18 protein-coding genes and 1 pseudogene are annotated in these 19,988 nt (G+C 66.3%); 15 read left to right on the top strand and 4 right to left on the bottom strand.

Translation table 11 applies throughout. The features are described from left to right. Positions 1–7 precede the first annotated feature (7 nt). The 3 genes from AB7878_RS07075 to AB7878_RS07085 are packed head-to-tail and all read left to right on the top strand — an operon-like array spanning position 8 to position 1,931. Positions 8–283, top strand: a complete 276-nt coding sequence (locus AB7878_RS07075) for a hypothetical protein (protein ID WP_369493688.1) — start codon at positions 8–10, stop codon at positions 281–283. Beyond that, positions 283–696, top strand: a complete 414-nt coding sequence (locus AB7878_RS07080; protein ID WP_369493689.1) for a very short patch repair endonuclease — start codon at positions 283–285, stop codon at positions 694–696. Before AB7878_RS07075 ends, AB7878_RS07080 begins: the two co-directional genes overlap by 1 nt. Before the next feature lie 11 nt (positions 697–707). Beyond that, positions 708–1,931, top strand: coding sequence for an MvaI/BcnI family restriction endonuclease (locus AB7878_RS07085; protein ID WP_369493690.1), 1,224 nt, complete (start codon positions 708–710; stop codon positions 1,929–1,931). 86 nt (positions 1,932–2,017) lie between these two features. Here the strand turns inward: AB7878_RS07085 and groL are convergent, their stop codons facing one another. Both groL and AB7878_RS07095 read right to left on the bottom strand, forming a co-directional pair. Next, positions 2,018–3,661: a chaperonin GroEL gene (gene groL, locus AB7878_RS07090; protein WP_369493691.1), complete on the bottom strand. Its 1,644-nt coding sequence runs from the start codon at positions 3,659–3,661 to the stop codon at positions 2,018–2,020. A 110-nt stretch (positions 3,662–3,771) separates the two neighbouring features. Continuing rightward, positions 3,772–4,065, bottom strand: coding sequence for a co-chaperone GroES (locus AB7878_RS07095; RefSeq protein ID WP_077481096.1), 294 nt, complete (start codon positions 4,063–4,065; stop codon positions 3,772–3,774). 350 nt (positions 4,066–4,415) lie between these two features. Here AB7878_RS07095 and cutA point away from each other — a divergent pair, with 350 nt between their 5' ends. The 10 genes from cutA (at position 4,416) to purH (ending at position 14,552) form a co-directional block, all read left to right on the top strand. Then, entirely contained in the window at positions 4,416–4,742 is a 327-nt protein-coding gene (gene cutA / locus AB7878_RS07100; protein ID WP_369493692.1) for a divalent-cation tolerance protein CutA, read from the top strand. Between the two features lie 120 nt (positions 4,743–4,862). Next, positions 4,863–7,118 carry a protein-disulfide reductase DsbD family protein gene (locus AB7878_RS07105; RefSeq protein ID WP_369493693.1) on the top strand — a complete coding sequence of 752 codons (2,256 nt, stop codon included), beginning with the start codon at positions 4,863–4,865 and terminating at the stop codon, positions 7,116–7,118. 64 nt (positions 7,119–7,182) lie between these two features. Continuing rightward, positions 7,183–7,710, top strand: coding sequence for a TlpA disulfide reductase family protein (locus tag AB7878_RS07110; RefSeq protein ID WP_369493694.1), 528 nt, complete (start codon positions 7,183–7,185; stop codon positions 7,708–7,710). A gap of 266 nt (positions 7,711–7,976) precedes the next feature. Next, entirely contained in the window at positions 7,977–8,420 is a 444-nt protein-coding gene (gene aroQ, locus AB7878_RS07115) for a type II 3-dehydroquinate dehydratase (protein WP_369493695.1), read from the top strand. 58 nt (positions 8,421–8,478) lie between these two features. Further along, complete coding sequence (accB, locus tag AB7878_RS07120) at positions 8,479–8,937, top strand: acetyl-CoA carboxylase biotin carboxyl carrier protein (protein ID WP_369493696.1); 459 nt, start codon at positions 8,479–8,481, stop codon at positions 8,935–8,937. Between the two features lie 10 nt (positions 8,938–8,947). Further along, complete coding sequence (gene accC / locus AB7878_RS07125; RefSeq protein ID WP_369493697.1) at positions 8,948–10,315, top strand: acetyl-CoA carboxylase biotin carboxylase subunit; 1,368 nt, start codon at positions 8,948–8,950, stop codon at positions 10,313–10,315. A 230-nt stretch (positions 10,316–10,545) separates the two neighbouring features. Next, on the top strand, positions 10,546–11,445 hold the full coding sequence (gene prmA / locus AB7878_RS07130) for a 50S ribosomal protein L11 methyltransferase (RefSeq protein WP_369493698.1): 900 nt from the start codon (positions 10,546–10,548) through the stop codon (positions 11,443–11,445). A 48-nt stretch (positions 11,446–11,493) separates the two neighbouring features. After that, on the top strand, positions 11,494–12,342 hold the full coding sequence (locus AB7878_RS07135; protein WP_369493699.1) for a zinc-ribbon and DUF3426 domain-containing protein: 849 nt from the start codon (positions 11,494–11,496) through the stop codon (positions 12,340–12,342). Between the two features lie 224 nt (positions 12,343–12,566). Beyond that, the gene (locus tag AB7878_RS07140) at positions 12,567–12,854 is read left to right on the top strand and encodes a helix-turn-helix domain-containing protein (protein ID WP_369493700.1); all 288 of its coding nucleotides are present in this window, start codon (positions 12,567–12,569) and stop codon (positions 12,852–12,854) included. Between the two features lie 87 nt (positions 12,855–12,941). Continuing rightward, entirely contained in the window at positions 12,942–14,552 is a 1,611-nt protein-coding gene (gene purH, locus AB7878_RS07145) for a bifunctional phosphoribosylaminoimidazolecarboxamide formyltransferase/IMP cyclohydrolase (protein ID WP_369493701.1), read from the top strand. Positions 14,553–14,765: 213 nt separating this feature from the next. On the opposite strand, the gene AB7878_RS07150 is transcribed toward purH, so the two are convergent. Beyond that, positions 14,766–15,767 (bottom strand): bile acid:sodium symporter family protein, encoded by a 1,002-nt coding sequence (locus AB7878_RS07150; protein ID WP_369493702.1) that lies wholly within the window; start codon positions 15,765–15,767, stop codon positions 14,766–14,768. A 113-nt stretch (positions 15,768–15,880) separates the two neighbouring features. After that, positions 15,881–16,408: a DUF2782 domain-containing protein gene (locus tag AB7878_RS07155; protein ID WP_369493703.1), complete on the bottom strand. Its 528-nt coding sequence runs from the start codon at positions 16,406–16,408 to the stop codon at positions 15,881–15,883. Positions 16,409–16,501: 93 nt separating this feature from the next. Here AB7878_RS07155 and polA point away from each other — a divergent pair. Both polA and AB7878_RS07165 read left to right on the top strand, forming a co-directional pair. Beyond that, positions 16,502–19,221: pseudogene (polA, locus tag AB7878_RS07160) on the top strand (DNA polymerase I). Positions 19,222–19,763: 542 nt separating this feature from the next. Next, entirely contained in the window at positions 19,764–19,982 is a 219-nt protein-coding gene (locus AB7878_RS07165; protein ID WP_369493704.1) for a hypothetical protein, read from the top strand. Positions 19,983–19,988 lie beyond the last annotated feature (6 nt).

Genomic DNA, 19,988 nt, shown 5'->3' on the forward strand with positions numbered 1-19,988 from the left:
AGTCATCATGCACGCATTCCGCATCCCCGATTTCGCCAACAAGAGCCGCGAAGGCATGTCGCGCTGGTTCTCGGAAATGTCGCTGCGCGGCCTGCTGTTCCATCCGGAAGACAGGCCCGGCGACATGATCAGGATTGCGACCGGCGAGAAACTCTTCAGCCCTGACGAGTGCGCCAAGATCGACGCCATCATGGCCGAGATGTTCGACAGGTTCGGCGACGATGTCTGCGAAGCGGCGTACCCCGTCTTCATGCACGCCGCCGGCCAGCCACGCAGCCACTGATGACGGACATAGTCGATCGCGCCACGCGAAGCCGGATGATGTCCGGCATTCGCGGGTGCGACACCAAGCCCGAAGTCATCGTGCGGAAATATCTGCACGCGCACGGCCTGCGCTACCGCATCGCACCGAAGAACCTTCCCGGCAAGCCGGACATCGTGCTGCCGAAGTACCGTACTGTCGTGTTCGTGCATGGGTGCTTTTGGCATAGACATCCACGGTGCCGTTATGCGACAACGCCTGCCACAAACAAACTTTTCTGGATGGAAAAATTCAAGACGAACACAGCACGCGACCGCCGTGTGCAACGTCAACTGAGGAGCGATGGTTGGCGAATTCTCGTTGTCTGGGAATGCCAATGTTCGACGAGAGATCTACATTACATCCATAAAAAAATCGTAAGCAACCAAAGCTAGGGGAGAAAAACTTGACCGCATCGTTGACTGCTTACGCTGAAGAACTGGCCACCGCCTGCAAGATCCAATCTAGACCCACTGAAGTATTCGCAAAAATCCTTACTTCAAACGATGACTCCGGCCGCCATGGAGTTTTGATTCCGAATGAGATGTACTCTTTCTTTCCGGAACTCCCTGTTCCAGATCCACGCGAAAACTCGACAATTCTATTTCACAGCATGGGCGCCGCAGAGCGCACATTAATGACATTGGGATGGAAGTATTACCAGAGGTACCCTGAAAGACGTATCACGCGGTTAAATTCTTCATTAAATGACATTCAACACGGACGACGACTACTAATTTTTGTCCGTCTAAGCGACCATCAAGGCAATCAAAACTACATAACAGACACCTGCGTGGAGGGTGTTGATCCTCGATTTTATTCACTCCTTGAACTCATTTTCGGACCAAAAGTGCCTGCTGCAGAAGGGGCATTCGTTCGCCTTCCTATCTCCGGACCGCGCTTCAGCATCGATAATAACCTTGAGGAGTTGCTTGGCCATTTCGACAGAATCAATGCAATGGGCCCAGTGAATTCATTGCGATCGGGCGACACCGGAATCGGCTATACATTCGAGACACTAATCGGCATCGAAGAAAATAATGACAAGCGTGCCGACTTCAAAGGTATCGAGATCAAATGCAAACTCAAGCGAAATAGTGGATCCTCGGGAAAGGTCAATCTTTTCCAGCAGGCTCCAACTTGGATGGAAAAGATGGACGCAAGAGCGAGGCTTAGGCTAATAGGCCAAGAGCGTCCAGATGGCCTCTTCGCTTGCTACTCCCAAGTGACACCACACCCGAACAACCTTGGATTGCGCCTCAAAGTAAATCCATCACCTGGAAATCTATTTCTCTGCAAGGATGACCTTGGTATAGGGTACTGGACGCGTGACACCTTGGCCGAACGTCTTGCAGAAAAACATTCGCGTGCAATTTTTGTTAAAGCAAAACCAAGCTGCACAGCTAATACCGTGCGATATCATTACCAGGATGTAGTGTATTGTGAGCGGCCTGATATCGGACGCTTTATCGATCTTGTCGAGAGCAACAAACTCGTGTTTGAATTCACGATGCGTGAGAATTCATCAGGCCGCGTTCGAAATCATGGATATCCGTGGCGGCTGAATGACGAATCATTCCTTGATCAGCTCTACGCTGTACAAGTACAACTCCGAGGGGGCGCGTCATAAGCAGTTGTCACGCGACAATTTGAATACTCCAAAGAAAAACCCCGCCGAAGCGGGGTTTTTCGTCTTGCGTGCAGCGGTGGGCCAGATCAGAAATCCATGCCGCCCATGCCGCCCATACCACCGGGGGCGCCGCCGTGGTTGTGCTCTTCCTTCTTCGGCAGCTCGGCCACCATCGCTTCGGTGGTGATCGCCAGACCGGCAACCGACGCGGCGTACTGCAGGGCCGAGCGGGTGACCTTGGTCGGGTCGAGGATGCCCATCGCGACCATGTCGCCGAACTCGCCGGTGGCGGCGTTGTAGCCGAAGTTGCCCTTGCCTTCCTTCACCTGGTTGACGATGACGGACGGCTCGGCGCCGGCGTTGAACACGATCTCGCGCAGCGGCGCTTCGAGCGCGCGGCGGGTGATGGCGATGCCGAGGTTCTGGTCCTCGTTGTCGCCCTTGAGGTTTTCCACGGCCTTCAGCGCGCGGATCAGGGCGACGCCGCCGCCCGGCACCACGCCTTCCTCGACGGCCGCACGGGTGGCGTGCAGGGCGTCTTCGACGCGAGCCTTCTTTTCCTTCATCTCGACTTCCGTCGCCGCGCCGACCTTGATGACGGCCACGCCGCCGGCCAGCTTGGCCACGCGCTCCTGCAGCTTCTCGCGGTCGTAGTCGGAGGAGGTCTCCTCGATCTGCGCCTTGATCTGCTTGATGCGGGCCTGGATCTTCTCGGCTTCGCCGGCGCCGTCGATGAGGGTGGTGTTTTCCTTGGTGACCACGATCTTCTTCGCGCGGCCCAGATCCTGCACCGTGGCCTTCTCGAGCTGCAGGCCCACTTCCTCGGAGATCACCTGGCCGTTGGTGAGGATGGCCATGTCTTCCAGCATCGCCTTGCGACGATCGCCGAAGCCCGGCGCCTTGACGGCGGCGACCTTGACGATGCCGCGGATGGTGTTGACCACCAGGGTGGCCAGCGCCTCGCCTTCCACTTCCTCGGCGACGATCAGCAGCGGCTTGCCGGCCTTGGCCACGCCTTCGAGCACGGGCAGCAGCTCGCGCACGTTGGAGATCTTCTTGTCATACAGCAGGATGAACGGGTCTTCCAGCTCGACCTGCTGGCTCTGCTGGTTGTTGATGAAGTACGGCGACAGGTAGCCGCGGTCGAACTGCATGCCCTCGACCACGTCCAGCTCGTTGTCCAGACCCGAGCCTTCCTCGACGGTGATCACGCCTTCCTTGCCGACCTTCTTCATCGCGGTGGCGATGATGTCGCCGATGGCGACGTCGGAGTTGGCGGAGATGGTGCCGACCTGGGCGATCGCCTTGTCGTCGACGGTGGGCTTGCTGAGGTTCTTCAGCTCGCCGACGGCGGCGATCACGGCCTTGTCGATGCCGCGCTTCAGGTCCATCGGGTTGATGCCGGCGGCGACGGCCTTCATGCCTTCGCGGATGAAGGCCTGCGCCAGCACGGTGGCGGTGGTGGTGCCGTCACCGGCGTTGTCGGAGGTCTTGGAGGCGGCTTCCTTGACGATCTGCGCGCCCATGTTCTCGTAGGCGTCGGCCAGCTCGATCTCCTTCGCCACGGACACGCCGTCCTTGGTGACGGTGGGAGCGCCGAAGCTCTTCTGCAGCACCACGTTGCGACCCTTCGGGCCCAGGGTGACCTTGACGGCGTTGGCGAGCGTGTTCACGCCCTTGAGGATGCGCGAGCGGGCGTCTTCGCCGAAGCGGACTTCTTTAGCGGCCATAAAATTTTTGCCTCAAAAATTTTGAAATAAGGAAAGGGGTTTGTCGTTTCGAAGGCGTTGCCGGAGGAAGCCTCTAGCGACGGGCGAGCGCGATTGACGCGCTCAGCCGATCAGCCTTCGATCACCGCCACGATGTCGTCTTCCTTCAGGAACACGAGGTCTTCGCCGTCGATCTTGATTTCCTGGCCGGCGTACTTGCCGAACAGCACCACGTCGCCGGCCTTCAGCGACATCGGACGGATCTTGCCGTCGCTCTGGATCAGGCCGGTGCCGGCGGCGATGACCTTGCCGCGGGTGGGCTTCTCGGTGGCGCTGTCGGGGATGACGATGCCGCCGGCGGAGACGCGCTCCTCTTCCAGGCGCTTGACGATGACGCGGTCGTGCAGCGGACGCAGTTTGCTCATGGGTGGCTCCCAGGCTAGGTGGTGGATGTGGCTGGAGAACTGACAGGCCGGTCCGGGAACCGCTGTTAGCACTCGGCATAGATGAGTGCCAATTCTAGCGATGCAAGCCCCCGCCGCAAGTGGCGGCGAACGCGAGATCACCCGGTTCGACCCTTGAGACAGCGAATGGGGCGGGCGCGGGCGGGTTTCAAGAGGCCGGTGTGCGCTCTGCTACCGTGGCGATATCCGCCCGTGACCGTCGCCCCGGCGCAGGCCGGGGTCCAGCGCCATGAGGCCGCGCCGGGGAGCGCAACGCCACTGGACTCCAGCCTGCGCTGGAGTGATGAATCCTCAATCGCATCGAGCATGCCGTGCCCGAAACCACCATCCTGCTCTGCCTGTGCACCTGCCCCGACGCCGCCAGCGCGCAGCGGCTGGCCGAGACGCTGGTCGGCGAGCGGCTGGCCGCCTGCGTCAACCGCCTGCCGGGGGTGTTGTCCACTTATCGCTGGCAGGACAAGGTGCAGACGGATGGCGAGGAGCTGCTGCTGATCAAGACCACCGCCGAGCGCTTCGAGGCGCTCAAGGCGCGCCTGCTGGCGCTGCATCCCTACGAATTGCCCGAGCTGATCGCGCTGCCGGTGGAGCGCGGCCACGCAACTTATCTGGACTGGGTGCGCACCCATTCGACCGACTGATGGGCCGGCCCTGCCGGGTGAGCCGGGCGCGACGCCGCACCCCGGGCTCGCAACCGGAAGCTGGGCCATAATCCTCTGGGCGCGATCCTGCGCGCCCATCAAGCACACGCTGGAGCATCGATGCGTTTCCCTCTGCACGACCGCCTCGGTCCCTGCCTGCTGACCCTGCTCGTCCTGCTGCTCGCCGCCCCCGTGGCGTTCGCGCAGACGCAGGACGACAACATCCTGCCGGTGACCGAGGCGTACCAGCTCAGCGCCGACGCCGGTACGCCCGGCGTGCTCAAGCTGCACTGGACGATCGCGCCGGACTACTACCTCTACCGCGGCCGCATGAAGTTCACCGGCGGCGCCGGCGTGACGCTGGGCGCGGCGCAGCTGCCGCCCGGCGAGAAGCACGACGATCCCTACCTCGGCCCGGTGGAGACCTACCACCACGGCGTCGACGCCAGCATCCCCTACACCGTGGCGGCGGGCACCACGCGCCTGCAGCTGAGCGTGCAATACCAGGGCTGCCACGAGGTGGAGCCGAAGATCTGCTACCCGCCGCATACCGAGCATCTCGACCTGCCGCTGCCGGCGGCGAGCGAAGCCGCCGCACCGCCCGCCGGCGGCAAGGCGCTGGGCGCCGCGCTGCAGCAGTTGGGCGGCAACGACAGCGGCGGCGCGCTGACCGGCACCACGTCCGCGCCGCTGCCGCCGGAGCAGGCGTTCCGCTTCACCGCGCTGGCGCGGGACCCGCAGCACCTGCTGCTGCGCTGGACGATGCCGAAGGACTACTACGTCTACCGCGACCACATCGCGCTGAAACTCAAGGACGCCGACGGCCTCACGCTCGGCACGCCCGCGTGGCCGGCCGGCGGCGTGGTGCATCAGGACGCGCAGCTCGGTTCAGTGACCGTGTATTTCGGCGATCTCGAATTGCCGGTGGCGATCGAGGGCGATACCGCGGGCCGCCGGCAGGTGACGCTGGAAACGAGCTTCCTCGGCTGCCAGGACGGTGGCGTGTGCTATCCGCTGATCACGCGCGACGCGACGGTGGACCTGCAAAGCGGCGCCGTGGCGAATGGCGTGACCGTGCCCGGCGCGCCGACGGCACCCTCCTCCTCCGGCGCAGCACCGACCGACGCCGCGATCGCACCTGCCGGCCCGCTGCAGACCAGCCCGATTCAAACCAGTCTGTTCGCCGCGTTGCTGCTGGCGCTGGGCGGCGGCCTGATCCTCAACCTGATGCCTTGCGTGTTGCCGGTGCTGTCGCTGAAGGCGGTGAGCCTGCTGGAAAGCGGCGAGAACCCCGCGCGCCGGCGCCGCCACGCGCTGGCCTACACCGCCGGCGTGCTGGCGAGCTTTCTCGCGCTGGGGCTGGGCATCCTCGCGCTGCGCTCCGCCGGCCACGCGCTGGGCTGGGGCACGCAGTTGCAGCAGCCGCTGCTGGTGGCGGTGCTGGCCTGCGTGATCTTCGCACTGGGCTTGTCGATGTCGGGCGTGGTGCAGTTCGGCGCCTCGCTGGGCAATCTCGGCGGCACACTGGCGAATCGCGGCGGCGCGGCCGGCGACTTCTTCACCGGCGTGCTCGCCGTGGTGGTGGCCAGCCCCTGCACGGCGCCGTTCATGGGCGGCGCGCTGGCTTACGCCTTCGCCGCGCCGGCGGCGAGCGCGCTGCTGGTGTTCCTCGTGCTGGGCGTGGGTCTGGCCCTGCCTTTCCTCGCCATCGCCTACATCCCCGCGCTGGCGCGCTGGCTGCCCAAGCCCGGCCGCTGGATGGAGACGCTGAAGCAGGTGCTGGCCTTCCCGATGTACCTCACCGCGGCATGGCTGGCCTGGGTGCTCGCCAACCAGCGCGGCGCCGACGCCGTGGGCCTGCTGCTGGTGGCGATGGTGCTGCTGGCACTGGCGCTGTGGTGGTTCGAACGCAGCCGCGGGCGCGGCCCGCGGCGCCACGCGCTGACCGCGCTGCTGGCGCTGGCCGTGCTGGCGCCGCTGTACCTGCTGGCGCAGGTGCCGGCCGCGACGAGTGCCGCCGCGGTGCAGGAAGGCGTGCTGGCCTACAGCCCGCAGAAGCTCGCCGAACTGCGCGCCGCCAACACCCCGGTGTTCGTGGACATGACCGCCGACTGGTGCATCACCTGCAAGGCCAACGAACACGCGGTGCTGGACGGCGCGGCATTCCGCGCCGCATTGGCGCGCAATGGCGCCGTGTACATGAAGGGCGACTGGACCAACGAGGATCCGGCGATCACGGCCTTCCTGCAGCAGTACCACTCGCCGGGCGTGCCTTTGTACGTGGTGTTTCCGAAGGGCGGCGGCGCGGGGCGGCAACTGCCGACCGTGCTCACCACGGCGATGGTGGAGCGGGCGCTGGACGAGGCGGCGCGGTGAGCCGCTTCCTGTGCCGCATCTGCCTCCTTCCCTGCCTGCAGGGGAGGAGACGAGGCGGTACCCCATGCTGAGCCGCGACAACCTGGTGATTCTCGCGGTGGCGGTGCTGGCGGCGGCGCTGGGTGGCTGGCTGCAGCACGAGAGCCGGTTGGCACGGGTGCCGGCGGGTGCGGTGGTGGCGCAGGTGGGCGAGCCTGCGCACGCACTGGAGTTGCCGGATCTGCAGGGGCATCCGCACCGGCTGGCCGACTACCACGGCCGTCGCGTGCTCCTGAATTTCTGGGCCAGCTGGTGCGGACCGTGCCTGGACGAGCTGCCGGCGCTGGACGAGGCACAGGCCAAGTTCGGCGAAAACGGGCCTATCGTGCTGGGAATCGCAATGGACGAGCCTGCGCGCATTCGTGCCTTTCTTGACCATCATCCCGTGCGTTTCCCGATCTTGCTGGGTCGGATGGAGTCGCCGAGCACCTCGCTGCTCTGGGGCGATAGTGGCGAGATCCTTCCGTATAGCGTGCTGATCGGCGCCGATGGGCGCGTGATCGCCACTCATCGCGGCCCACTGGACGCCGCCATGCTCGATCATTGGTTCTGAGGAGTGCGGCCAAGGAGGGCCGCCCATTTGATCTTCGCGATCAAGGATGATTGCAAAGGTTCATGAGGGGTGCGGCCAAGCATGGCCGCCCATTTGATCTTCGCGATCAGGGATGATCGCAATGAGTCCCAGCGCATACGTCAGCGCACGGAGAGTGACGCACTTCTCCTTCAAACATCGCCGATCTGCGTCGAACTGGACAACATCCGGAACAGCGCGCACACTTCGCCCGTTCCGGGTCCTCCGGACGTCGTCGAAGGTATGGTGTGGCGAAGATCTTGGTCCTGCACGGACCCAACCTCAACCTGCTGGGCGCACGCGAGCCGGCGATCTACGGCCGCGACACGCTGGCCGACATCAACGGGCGGCTGGCCGCACAGGCGCAGGCCGCCGGGCATGAACTGAGCTGGTTCCAGTCCAACGCCGAGCACGAGCTGATCGGCCGCGTGCACCAGGCGCGCGACGAGCAGGTGGCGATGATCCTGTGCAATGCCGGTGCGTTCACCCACACCAGCATCGCGCTGCGCGACGCGTTCGCGGCGGTGGCGATCCCGCTGATCGAGCTGCACCTGTCCAACGTGCACGCCCGCGAGCCGTTCCGCCACCACTCCTACCTGTCGGACATCGCGGTGGGCGTGATCTGCGGCTTCGGCGCCGACAGCTACCGCCTGGCATTGGACGCCGCCATCGCGCGGCTGGCTCCGCGCTGAGCCGCCTCTTTTCCTTTCCCGGCCGCCCACGGGCGGCCTATGACATGAAGGCCATCCCATGGATCTGCGCAAGATCAAGAAGCTGATCGACCTGCTTGAGGAGTCCAACCTCGCCGAACTCGAAATCAAGGAGGGCGAGGAAGTGGTGCGTCTGTCGCGCGTGCCCAAGGGCGGCGTGGCCGTCGCCGCGCCCGCGCCGGTGATGATGGCCCCGGCCCCGGTGGCCGCCGCACCGGCTCCTGCCGCGGTCGCCGAAGTGCCCGCCGCGAACGCCCTGCCCGCCGGCCACGTGGTGAAGGCGCCGATGGTCGGCACGTTCTACGCCTCGTCCTCGCCGGGCGCGGCGCCGTTCGTCAAGGTCGGCCAGCAGGTGAAGGCCGGCGAGACGCTGGGCGTCATCGAGGCGATGAAGATGTTCAACCAGATCGAGGCCGACGTGGCCGGCACCATCCAGGCGATCCTGGTCGAGAACAGCCAGCCGGTCGAATTCGACCAGCCGATGTTCGTGATTGCCTGAGGCCGCCCGGATGCTCGAGAAGGTCCTCATAGCCAACCGCGGCGAGATCGCGCTGCGCGTGCTGCGCGCGTGCCACAGCCTCGGCATCAAGACGGTGGCGGTGCACTCCACCGCCGACCGCAACCTCAAGCACGTCGGCCTCGCCGACGAGGCGATCTGCATCGGCCCGGCGCCGTCCGCCGACAGCTACCTCAACATCCCGCGCATCATCGCGGCGGCGGAGATCTCCGACGCCCAGGCGATCCACCCGGGCTATGGCTTCCTGTCCGAGCGCGCCGACTTCGCCGAGCAGGTGGAGCAGTCGGGCTTCGTCTTCATCGGCCCGACGGCGGACGTGATCCGCCTGATGGGCGACAAGGTGGAGGCGATCAAGGCGATGAAGTCCGCGGGCGTGCCTTGCGTGCCCGGCTCCGGCGGCCCGCTGGGCGACGACATCGAGACAAACCTGCGCATCGCACGCGAGATCGGCTACCCCGTCATCATCAAGGCGGCCGGCGGCGGCGGCGGCCGCGGCATGCGCGTGGTGCGCACCGAGGCGCATCTCGGCAACTCCATCGTGATGACCAAACAGGAGGCCAAGTCGGCCTTCGGCAACGACATGGTCTACATGGAGAAATTCCTGGAGAACCCGCGCCATGTGGAGATCCAGGTGCTGGCCGACGGCCAGGGCAACGCGATCCACCTCGGCGAACGCGACTGCTCGATGCAGCGCCGCCACCAGAAGGTGGTGGAGGAAGCGCCCGCGCCCGGCATCACACCCGAGCTGCGCGCCGAGATCGGCAAGGTCTGCGTGGATGCCTGCATCCGCATCGGCTACCGCGGCGCCGGCACCTTCGAGTTCCTGTTCGAGAACGGCCGCTTCTACTTCATCGAGATGAACACCCGCATCCAGGTCGAGCACCCGGTGACCGAGTTCATCACCGGCGTGGACCTGGTGCGCGAGCAGTTGCTGATCGCCGGCGGCGAAAAGCTGTCGATCAGGCAGGAAGACATCCAGATCCACGGCCACGCCATCGAATGCCGCATCAACGCCGAGGACCCGGACACGTTCCTGCCCTGCCCCGGCACGGTGAAGCGCTTCGAGGCGCCGGGCGGCCCCGGCGTGCGCGTGGACACGCACCTCTACGACGGCTACCGCATCCCACCGAACTACGACTCGATGATCGGCAAGCTGATCGTCTACGGCCCCGATCGCGCCACCGCCATCGCGCGCATGCGCCTCGCGCTCGCCGAGACGGTGATCGAAGGCGTGAAGTGCAACATTCCGCTGCAGCAGCGGATCATGGCCGACGTGGGTTTCCAGCACGGCGGCCAGAACATCCACTACCTCGAGAAGCGGATGGCGGAGCAGAAGGAAAAGGCCAGCCCGCTTCAATAAAGCAACGCGCTTCTCGCGTTTGCCTCCTCTCCCCGCCGGGACGCGGGGAAGGGCCATGGATGGCCCTGCTCTGAGGAGCGAGGAAGAGGATTGAGGTGAGGGGGCGGGGCTTGCGACAAGCCCAGAACAAAGCCCGCTCAGTCAGACTCCATCGCCAGAATGCCCCCTCACCCCAACCCTCTCCCCGTTTACCAATCTGTTGACGGGGGAGAGGGAGTGAAACCGACACGATGCCCTTCCTCGAACTCTCCCTCACCGCCCGCCTCGAACAGCAGCCTCGCGTGGAAGAAGCGCTGGAGGATCTCGGTGCGCTGTCGATCACGCTGCGCGACGCCGATGCGGAGACGCCGGACGAGCAGGCGATCTTCGAACCGGGTGTGGGCGAACTGCCGCTGTGGCCCACCATCACGCTGAACGCGCTGTTCGACGAGCACACCGACCGCCGCGGCCTTGCCGAAGCGCTGGGCGAACTGCTGCCGTGGCTGGAGCCCGACCAGCTGGACTTCCACGCGGTCGAGGACCAGGACTGGGAGCGCGTGTGGATGGACCAGTACCAGCCGATGGCATTCGGCCGGCGGCTGTGGATCTATCCGTGGAACATCGAGCCGCCCGCGGACGACGAACGCGTCGTGGTGCGCCTCGATCCCGGCCTCGCCTTCGGCAGCGGCACGCACCCCACCACGGCGTTGTGCCTGGAATGGCTGGACGGACTCGATCTCGCCGGCCAATCTGTCATCGACTACGGCTGCGGCTCGGGCATCCTCGCGATCGCCGCGCTCAAGCTCGGCGCCACCAGCGCCATCGGCGTGGACAACGATCCGCAGGCGCTGACCGCCTCGCAGGACAACGCCGAGCGCAACGGCGTGGCCGAGCGCCTCGCGCTGTTCCTGCCCGAAGACCACGCGAGCGAACCGGCCGACGTGTTCGTCGCCAACATCCTCGCCGGCCCGCTCGGCGAGCTCGCACCCACCTTCGCCGCCGCCGCGAAACCCGGCGCGCCGTTCGCGATCTCCGGCATCCTCGACGGCCAGCAGGACGAACTGCTGGCGCGCTACGCCGAGTGGTTCGACGCGCTGCGCGTGGACACGCGCGACGGCTGGGTGCGCATCAACGGCCGGCGGCGCGGCTGAGCGGTATCGCCCTGCTAAGCTTGCGGCTCGTCTGCAGCCACGGCCCGCATGTATACGCAATGCCCCGAATGCCTGTCCGTGTTCTCGCTCGGCGCCCAAGCGCTGGTGCAAGCGCATGGCTACGTGATGTGTGGACATTGCGGCGCCGGCTTCGACAGCCTCGCCACGCTCAGCGAACAGTTGCCGCCGGAACCGTTCCAGGAACTGCCGGTGAACGACCAGGCACTGGTACCGCCACGCATCGAGCTGGTGGTGTACCGGCCGCAACCGCCGGCGCCTGAACCGGCGGTGGTCGTGGCGGAGCCGGCGACGCCGGCCGCGGAAGATTTCTCGCAACTGGTGTTCACGCCGCGTTTCGCGAAAAGCGCGCGCCAGCGCAAGCCGGCGCGAGCGGAACGCAAGCGCCGTCCGCGCCACGACACCACGACACCGCGACGCTGGCCCTGGACGCTGGTCTGCGGCACGCTCGCGCTGGCGCTCGGGCTGCAACTGGCGTGGATCGGCCGCGATGGCCTGATCCGCGACCCGCTGGTCGGCGGCTGGTTGCGCGGTGCCTGCAACGCGTTCGACTGCCGCCTGCCGCTGGTCGCCGCGCCACAGCAGTTGCGCCTGCTCGCCAGCAACGTCGAGAGCCACCCCAATGCCGCGCAGGCGCTGATGATCAGCCTCAGCCTGCGCAACGAGGCCGCGTTCGCGCAGCCTTGGCCGGTGGTCGTGGTCACGCTGGAGGACGCGCAAGGCCACCGGCTGACGATGCGCCGCCTGCTGCCCACCGACTACCTCGACGACCCCGCCGTGCTGGATCGCGGCCTTGCTCCCGGCGCGACCACGGCCCTGTTGCTGGAAGTCCAGGATCCCGGCGACCAGGCGGTCGCCTACGAGTTCGGCTTCGAATAGCGCATCGCAGGCTCCGCGATACGGCCGGCGCCGCAGGCGCCGGGAAATGCAAGTGCCCAATCGCGCTTTTTGAACGCACACAGCACTTAAAATTCGCGGCACTCGCGGGTAGACTCCGTGCTTCCGCGCATCGTCACCGGCATGCGCGGAAAGACCGCCGCCGCGGTCGCGGAAGACAATCAGAAGCAGCGGCCCAAGCAGCCGCGCAAGACACACAGAGGGAAATGTCAGTGAATGCCGTGAGATTGCCAGCCGCCGAGGCCACCCGTCCGGTCGCCTCGCAGAGTGCGCTGGGCGAATGCGTCAGCCGCACCGTGCGCCGTTATCTCGCCGACCTCGGCGACGCGGATTGCGGCGAAGGCCTGCACGCGCTGGTGATCCGCGAAGTGGAAGGCCCCCTGCTGCGCGAAGTGCTGGCGTTCCACGACGGCAACCAGAGCCGCGCCGCCGTGGCGCTGGGCATCAACCGCGCCACGTTGCGCAAGAAGCTGGCCGCGCACGGCCTGCTGTAATTTCCCACCCGTCCCATTTGGCCGTCCAAACGATGGCCACACCCCGGACTCGGCTATAATCGGCAGCTTTCCCGCCTGGAAGCCGCCATGTCCGCCCCTGCCGCCGTCCCCGTCCGCCGCGCCCTGCTCAGCGTTTCCGACAAGAGCGGACTGATCGAGCTGGGCCGCCGCCTCGCCGCCAGGGGCGTGGAGCTGCTCTCCACCGGCGGCAGCGCGAAGGCGCTGCGCGAGGCCGGCATCGCGGTGCAGGATGTCAGCGAGCTCACCGGTTTCCCCGAGATCATGGACGGTCGCGTCAAGACCTTGCACCCCAAGGTGCACGGCGGCCTGCTCGGCCGGCGCGGCACCGACGACGCGGTGATGGCCGAGCTCGGCATCCAGCCGATCGACCTGCTGGTGCTGAACCTCTATCCGTTCGAGGCCACCGTCGCCAAGCCCGACTGCACGCTGGAACAGGCGATCGAGAACATCGACATCGGCGGCCCGGCGATGCTGCGCTCGGCGGCGAAGAACTGGAACGACGTGGGCGTGCTCACCGATCCTGCGCAGTACGACGAGGCGCTGGCCGAGATCGAGCAACACGGCGGTTTGTCACGCGCGACCCGCTTCAAGCTGGCGGTCGCCGCGTTCAACAACGTGGCCAACTACGACGGCGCGATCAGCGACTACCTCTCCGGCCTCAAGCTCGACGAGGCGCACGAAGCCATCGCCGGACACGAAGCCTTTCCCGCGCAGGCCAACGGCCGCTTCGTGAAGCTGATGGACCTGCGCTACGGCGAGAACCCGCACCAGGGCGCCGCGTTCTACCGCGACCTGTATCCCGCGCCGGGCACGCTGGCCACGTTCCGCCAGCTGCAGGGCAAGGAACTCTCGTTCAACAACATCGCCGACGCCGATGCCGCATGGGAATGCGTGCGCAGCTTCGTCAAACCGGCCTGCGTGATCGTCAAGCACGCCAACCCCTGCGGCGTGGCGGTGAGCCTGGACGGCATAGCCAAGGCCTACGATCTTGCTTACCAGACCGATCCCACCTCGGCGTTCGGCGGCATCATCGCGTTCAATCGCGAGGTGGACGGCGCCACTGCACAGGCGATCGTGGCGCGCCAGTTCGTCGAGGTGGTGCTCGCGCCGGGCTATGCCGCCGAGGCGCTGAAGGCGTTCGCGAAGAAGGGCAACGTGCGCGTGCTGGTGATCCCGGTGCCGCCTGGTGCGGATCTGGTCGCCGCGCATCCGGGCAACCAGTCCAAGCGCGTCGGCTCGGGCCTGCTGATCCAGACCGCCGACACCGGCATGGTCAAGGCCGCGGATCTCAAGGTGGTGACCAGGCTGGCGCCCACGCCGGCGCAGATCGACGACCTGATCTTCGCGTGGAAGGTGGCGAAGTTCGTGAAGTCCAACGCCATCGTCTACGCCAAGGATCGCCAGACCATCGGCATCGGCGCCGGCCAGATGAGCCGCGTGTACAGCGCGAAGATCGCCGGCATCAAGGCTGCCGACGAGAAGCTGGAAGTGCGCGGCTCGGTGATGGCCAGCGATGCGTTCTTCCCGTTCCGCGACGGCATCGACGCGGCCGCCGCGGCCGGCATCAGCGCGGTGATCCAGCCCGGTGGCTCGATGCGCGACGCCGAGGTGATCGCCGCCGCCGACGAACACGGCATGGCGATGGTGTTCACGGGGATGCGGCACTTCCGCCACTAAAAGTGGCGGAAGTAAATCAAATACTCAGGCACTGGCAGTGCCTGAAATGAATCTGGCACTCCGACACTGAAAGTGGCGGAAGTCAATCAAGCACGCCGGCATTGATCGCGTAGGAGCGCACCCTGTGCGCGAATGCTCTTCGTCACGCAACGGAAAAGCATCGCGCACAGGGTGCGCTCCTACAGTGCGATCATGGTAGCGACGGATACCCGCTCAATCCGCCGGCGCCGTATCCCCTTCATCGGGCGAGATCGCCTCGCCCCGCCGCGCATACCGCCGCGCCAGCACCGCGCACACCATCAGCTGGATCTGGTGGAACAGCATCAGCGGCAGCACGATCATGCCCAGCGGATGGCCGGCGAACAGCACCTTCGCCATCGGCACGCCGCTGGCGAGGCTCTTCTTGGAGCCGCAGAACACGATGGTGATCTCGTCCTCCTTGCCGAAACCCAGCGCACGCGCGCCATGGCAGGTGGCCAGCAGCGCCAGCGCCAGCAACACCACGCAGATCAGCACCAGGCCGCCCAGCACCGGCAGCGGCACCTGCTTCCACAGGCCTTCCAGCACCGAGGCGCTGAACGCGGTGTAGACCACCAGCAGGATCGAACCCTGGTCGACCACGCCCACCAGCGGGCGATGGCGCTGCACCCAGACGCCGATCCAGCGCTGCGCCACCTGCCCTGCCACGAACGGCAGCAGCAGCAAGGTGACGATCTCGCCCAGCGCATGCCAGGACATGCCGCCGCCCCCGCGCGACTCCAGCATCGCGCCCACCCACAGCGGCGTGATGAAGATGCCGAGCAGGCTGGACGCCGAGGCCGCGCACACCGCGGCGGAGACGTTGCCGCGCGCGATCGAGGTGAACGCGATCGACGACTGCACGGTGGACGGCAGCGTGCACAGGAACAGCACGCCGAGGTACAGGTCCGGCGTCACCGGCGGCGCCAGCAGAGGCCGCAACACCCAGCCCATCAGCGGGAACAGCACGAAGGTGCTGGTCAGCACGACGAGGTGCAGCCGCCAGTGCGTGACGCCCGCCAGCACCGCCTGCCGCGACAGCTTGGCACCGTGCAAGAAGAACAGCAGCATGATCGCGCCGTCGGTGAGCCAGCCGAACGCCGTGGCCCACGCGCCGCGGCAGGGCAGCACGCTGGACAGCAGCACGGTCAGCAGCAGCGCGCAGGTGAAACGATCGGGCAGGAAACGGCGGAGCATGCGTGGCACCGGCAGCGGGAAACGCGTATTGCAACGGTGCGGCCGTGGCAAATCAATCCCGCGAGCTGCGCGCCTGCGCTGTCATCGCCACCCGTCGCCGCAACAGCCGAAGCTCAGCGGCCGTTGTCGTTGCCGTTGTCGGATGTGGCCGGCTTGCTGCCGCCCCACTCCAGAACCTTGTACATCACCGGACGCACCGGCGGCGCGCCCTCGGTGGCGCGCATCACGCCATTGCTGTCCACCATGTAGGTGTAGGACAGCCCGTTCTTCTGCGTGACCACCACCATGTAGACGCGACCGTTGCGGCGGTACTCCTGGTAGACCGCATCGCCCTCGGTGTGCACGGTGACATCATCCGCCGGCGAATCGCCCCTGGCCGTCTGCGGCGCGCCCTTGTCGCCCGGCGTCACCGGCAGCGGGATCGGCTTGCCCGGCAGGGGCGTGGCGGTGACCGTGGCCGGCGTGCTGCTGCTGGCCGCGGCCGGCTTGGCGGGCGGCGCCACCGCCTGCACGCCCGGATCGTTCATGCCCGGCGGCGGCGGCGCCGGCGCGAACTTCGGCGCCTGCTGGCCGGTGGACTGCGCACAGACCGGCAGCGCGACGAACGCGGTGAGGGCGAGCAGGCTGGCGACGTATTTCATGGCGGCGACCTCGATGGGGAGCCGAAGCATAGCAGCGCGCACGCAGCCGCCCCGTGAACCGCGACATCGTGCGTCGCGTGCCAGAATGGGCCCATGCCCAAGCTCATCCTGATCGACGGTTCCTCCTACCTGTACCGAGCCTTCCACGCGCTGCCGCCGCTGAGCAACGCGCAAGGCGAACCCACCGGCGCACTGTTCGGCGTGGTCAACATGTTGCGCGCCACGCTGAAGGCGAAGCCCGACTACCTGGCCTTCGTCAGCGACGCTTCCGGCCCCACTTTCCGCGATGCGATGTACGAGCACTACAAGGCGAACCGCCCGCCGATGCCGGACGATCTGCGCGCGCAGATCGAGCCGATGCTGGCGATCGTGGGCGCGCTGGGCTTCCCGATCCTGCGCGTGGGCGGCGTGGAGGCCGACGACGTGATCGGCACGCTCGCCGTGCAGGCGCAACGCGCCGGCATCGAGGTGGAGATCTCCACCGGCGACAAGGACATGGCCCAGCTGGTCGGCCCCGGCGTCACCCTGGTCAACACCATGACCAGCACCACGATGGACCGCAATGGCGTGATCGAGAAATTCGGCGTGCCGCCCGAACGCATCGTCGACTACCTCACCCTGGTGGGCGACACCGTGGACAACGTGCCCGGCGTGCCCAAGTGCGGCCCGAAGACCGCCGCGAAATGGCTGGCCGAATACGACTCGCTGGACGGCGTGATCGCGAACGCGGACAAGATCGGCGGCAAGATCGGCGAGAGCCTGCGCGAGGCGCTGCCGCAACTGCCGCTGTCGCGCGCACTGGTGACGATCAAGACCGACGTGGCGCTGGAGCAGGGCCCCGCCGATCTCGCGCTGCGCGAGGCCGATGCGGCGACGTTGCGCGAGCTGTATACACGCTACGAATTCAAGGCGGCGCTGAAGGATCTCGACGCCACACTCCCCTCTCCCGAGGGGAGAGGGGCCCGGTTCCCGGCACCGCTCCCCTGCTTGCGAACCTCGCCGTACCCGGCGAATACGAACTCGTCACCACGCAGCCGCAACTCGACGCCTGGCTGGACAAGCTGCGCGATGCGCCGCTGATCGCCTTCGACACCGAGACCACCAGCATCGATCCGATGCTGGCCGACATCGTGGGCCTGTCGCTGTCCGTCGAACCGGGCAAGGCCTGCTACATCCCGCTGGCGCACGACTATCCCGGCGCACCGGCGCAACTGCCGTGCGACGCAGTGCTCGCCGCGCTGAAGCCCGTGTTCGAGGACGCGAACCGCCCCAAGCTGGGCCAGCACGCGAAGTACGACATCAACATCCTGTCGCACTACGGCATCGCGGTAGCAGGCGTGCGCCACGACAGCATGCTGGAATCCTACGTGTGGAACGCCACCGCCACGCGCCATGACATGGATTCGCTGGCGAAGCGCTATCTCGGCTACGACACCGTGAAGTACGAAGAGGTGGCCGGCAAGGGCGCGAAGCAGATTTCGTTCTCGCAGGTGGATCTGGACACCGCCTGCCGCTACGCCGCCGAGGACGCCGACATCACCCTGCGCCTGCACCACGCGCTGTGGCCGATGCTCGAAAGCGTGCCGTCCTTGCGCAAGGTATACGAGGAGATCGAGATCCCGCTGATTCCCGTGCTGGCCGGCATGGAGCAGCGCGGCGTGCTGATCGACGTCGACGAGCTGCGCAAGCAGAGCCAGCAGCTCGGCAAACGCATGCTGGAACTGCAGCAGCAGGCGTACAAGGAGGCCGGGCGCGAGTTCAACCTCGACTCGCCGAAACAATTGCAGGCGATCCTGTTCGACGAGCTTGGCCTGCGGGCCAAGCTGAAGACGCCGACCGGCCAGCCCTCCACCAACGAGGAAGCGCTGGAGGCGATCGCCGACGATCACGCGCTGCCGCGGCTGATCCTCGACTACCGCGGCCTCGCCAAGCTGCGCTCCACGTATACCGACAAGCTGGCCGGCACGGTGAACCCGCGCACCGGCCGCGTGCACACCAGCTACCACCAGGGCGCGGTGGCCACCGGGCGCATCTCCTCCACCGACCCGAACCTGCAGAACATCCCGGTGCGCACCGAGGAAGGCCGGCGCATCCGCCAGGCCTTCATCGCACCGCCGGGCTGGAAGGTGCTGGCGGCGGACTACTCGCAGATCGAGTTGCGCATCATGGCCCACCTGTCCGGCGACGAAGGCCTGCTGAAGGCCTTCCACGAAGGCGGCGACGTGCACCGCGCCACCGCCGCCGAGGTGTTCGGCCTCAAGCCCGAGGAAGTCACCAGCAACCAGCGTCGCGCCGCCAAGGCGATCAACTTCGGCCTGATGTACGGCATGAGCGCGTTCGGCCTGGCCCGCCAGCTCGGCATCGACCGCGGCGAGGCCGGCGACTACATGGCCCGCTACTTTGCCCGCTATCCCGGCGTGCACGCCTTCATGGAAGCCACCCGCGCCCAGGCACATCGCGACGGCTACGTGGAAACGATCTTCGGCCGCCGCCTGTACCTGGAGAACCTGCAGTCCCGCAACCAGGCCCATCGCGCTGGCGCCGAGCGCGCCGCAGTGAACGCACCGATGCAGGGCAGCGCCGCCGACATCATCAAGCGCGCGATGATCGCCGTGGCCGCGTGGCTGAAGGAGCGCGACGACGACGCCCACATGCTGATGCAGGTGCACGACGAACTGGTGTTCGAGGTGCGTGCCGACGCGGTGGACGCGGTGCGCGAAGGCGTGCGCGAGCGCATGCAGGGCGCCGCCACACTGGCGGTGCCGCTGATCGTCGACGTTGGCGTGGGCGCGAATTGGGACGAGGCGCATTGAGTCCGCGCCAGTTGTTGGGTTTCCGTGAAATGAATCGAACCTGACTTTTTTGCACCGGCTGTAGAACTTTTCCGGATTCGCGCGTTCTCAATCATCGGATGCACGCAACGGCATCCATGGCTGGACACCTCCCTGGACAGCCACCCGGACGCGGAACCTCTCCCCTGGGTTTCCGCCTCCCCGGCCCCGAAGGCACCCCCTGGCCTTCGGGGCCTTTTTTTTGGGTTTGCCTGTGCATTCGCCCTTGAATGCGGAGATCAAACGGGCAGCCATCCATGGCCGCACTGCTGGACTTGTGCGCTCGTCCGTGAGCGCAGAACAAGATCAAAAAGCGGCCATTCCATGGCCGCACTGATTGTCCTGTGCGCTCGTCCATGAACGCGAAGATCAAACGGGCAGCCATCCATGGCTGCACTGCTCGACTTGTGCGCTCGTCCATGATCGCGAAAGTCAGACGGGCGGCCATCCATGGCCGCACTCTTCAAAAGGGGCACCAGCCATCGCCGGTATACTCCGGGCAGGCCCCTGCAACGGAAGAACCCATGCGCATCGTCCTGATCCTTGTCGGCCTGGCCCTGCTCGTCGCCGGCCTGTGGGTGGTGTTCGGCCACGGCAGCTACCAGACCACCGACACCCTGGTGCAATTCGGTTCGGCCAAGCTCACCGCCACCCACGACAAGGCCTTCCCGCAGTGGCTGGGTATCGCCGGCATCGTGGTGGGCGCACTGCTAGCCATCGGCGGCTTCTTCAAGAAGGGCTGAGCGCCG

This window comes from Rhodanobacter humi, from assembly GCF_041107455.1.
Taxonomy (GTDB): domain Bacteria; phylum Pseudomonadota; class Gammaproteobacteria; order Xanthomonadales; family Rhodanobacteraceae; genus Rhodanobacter_A.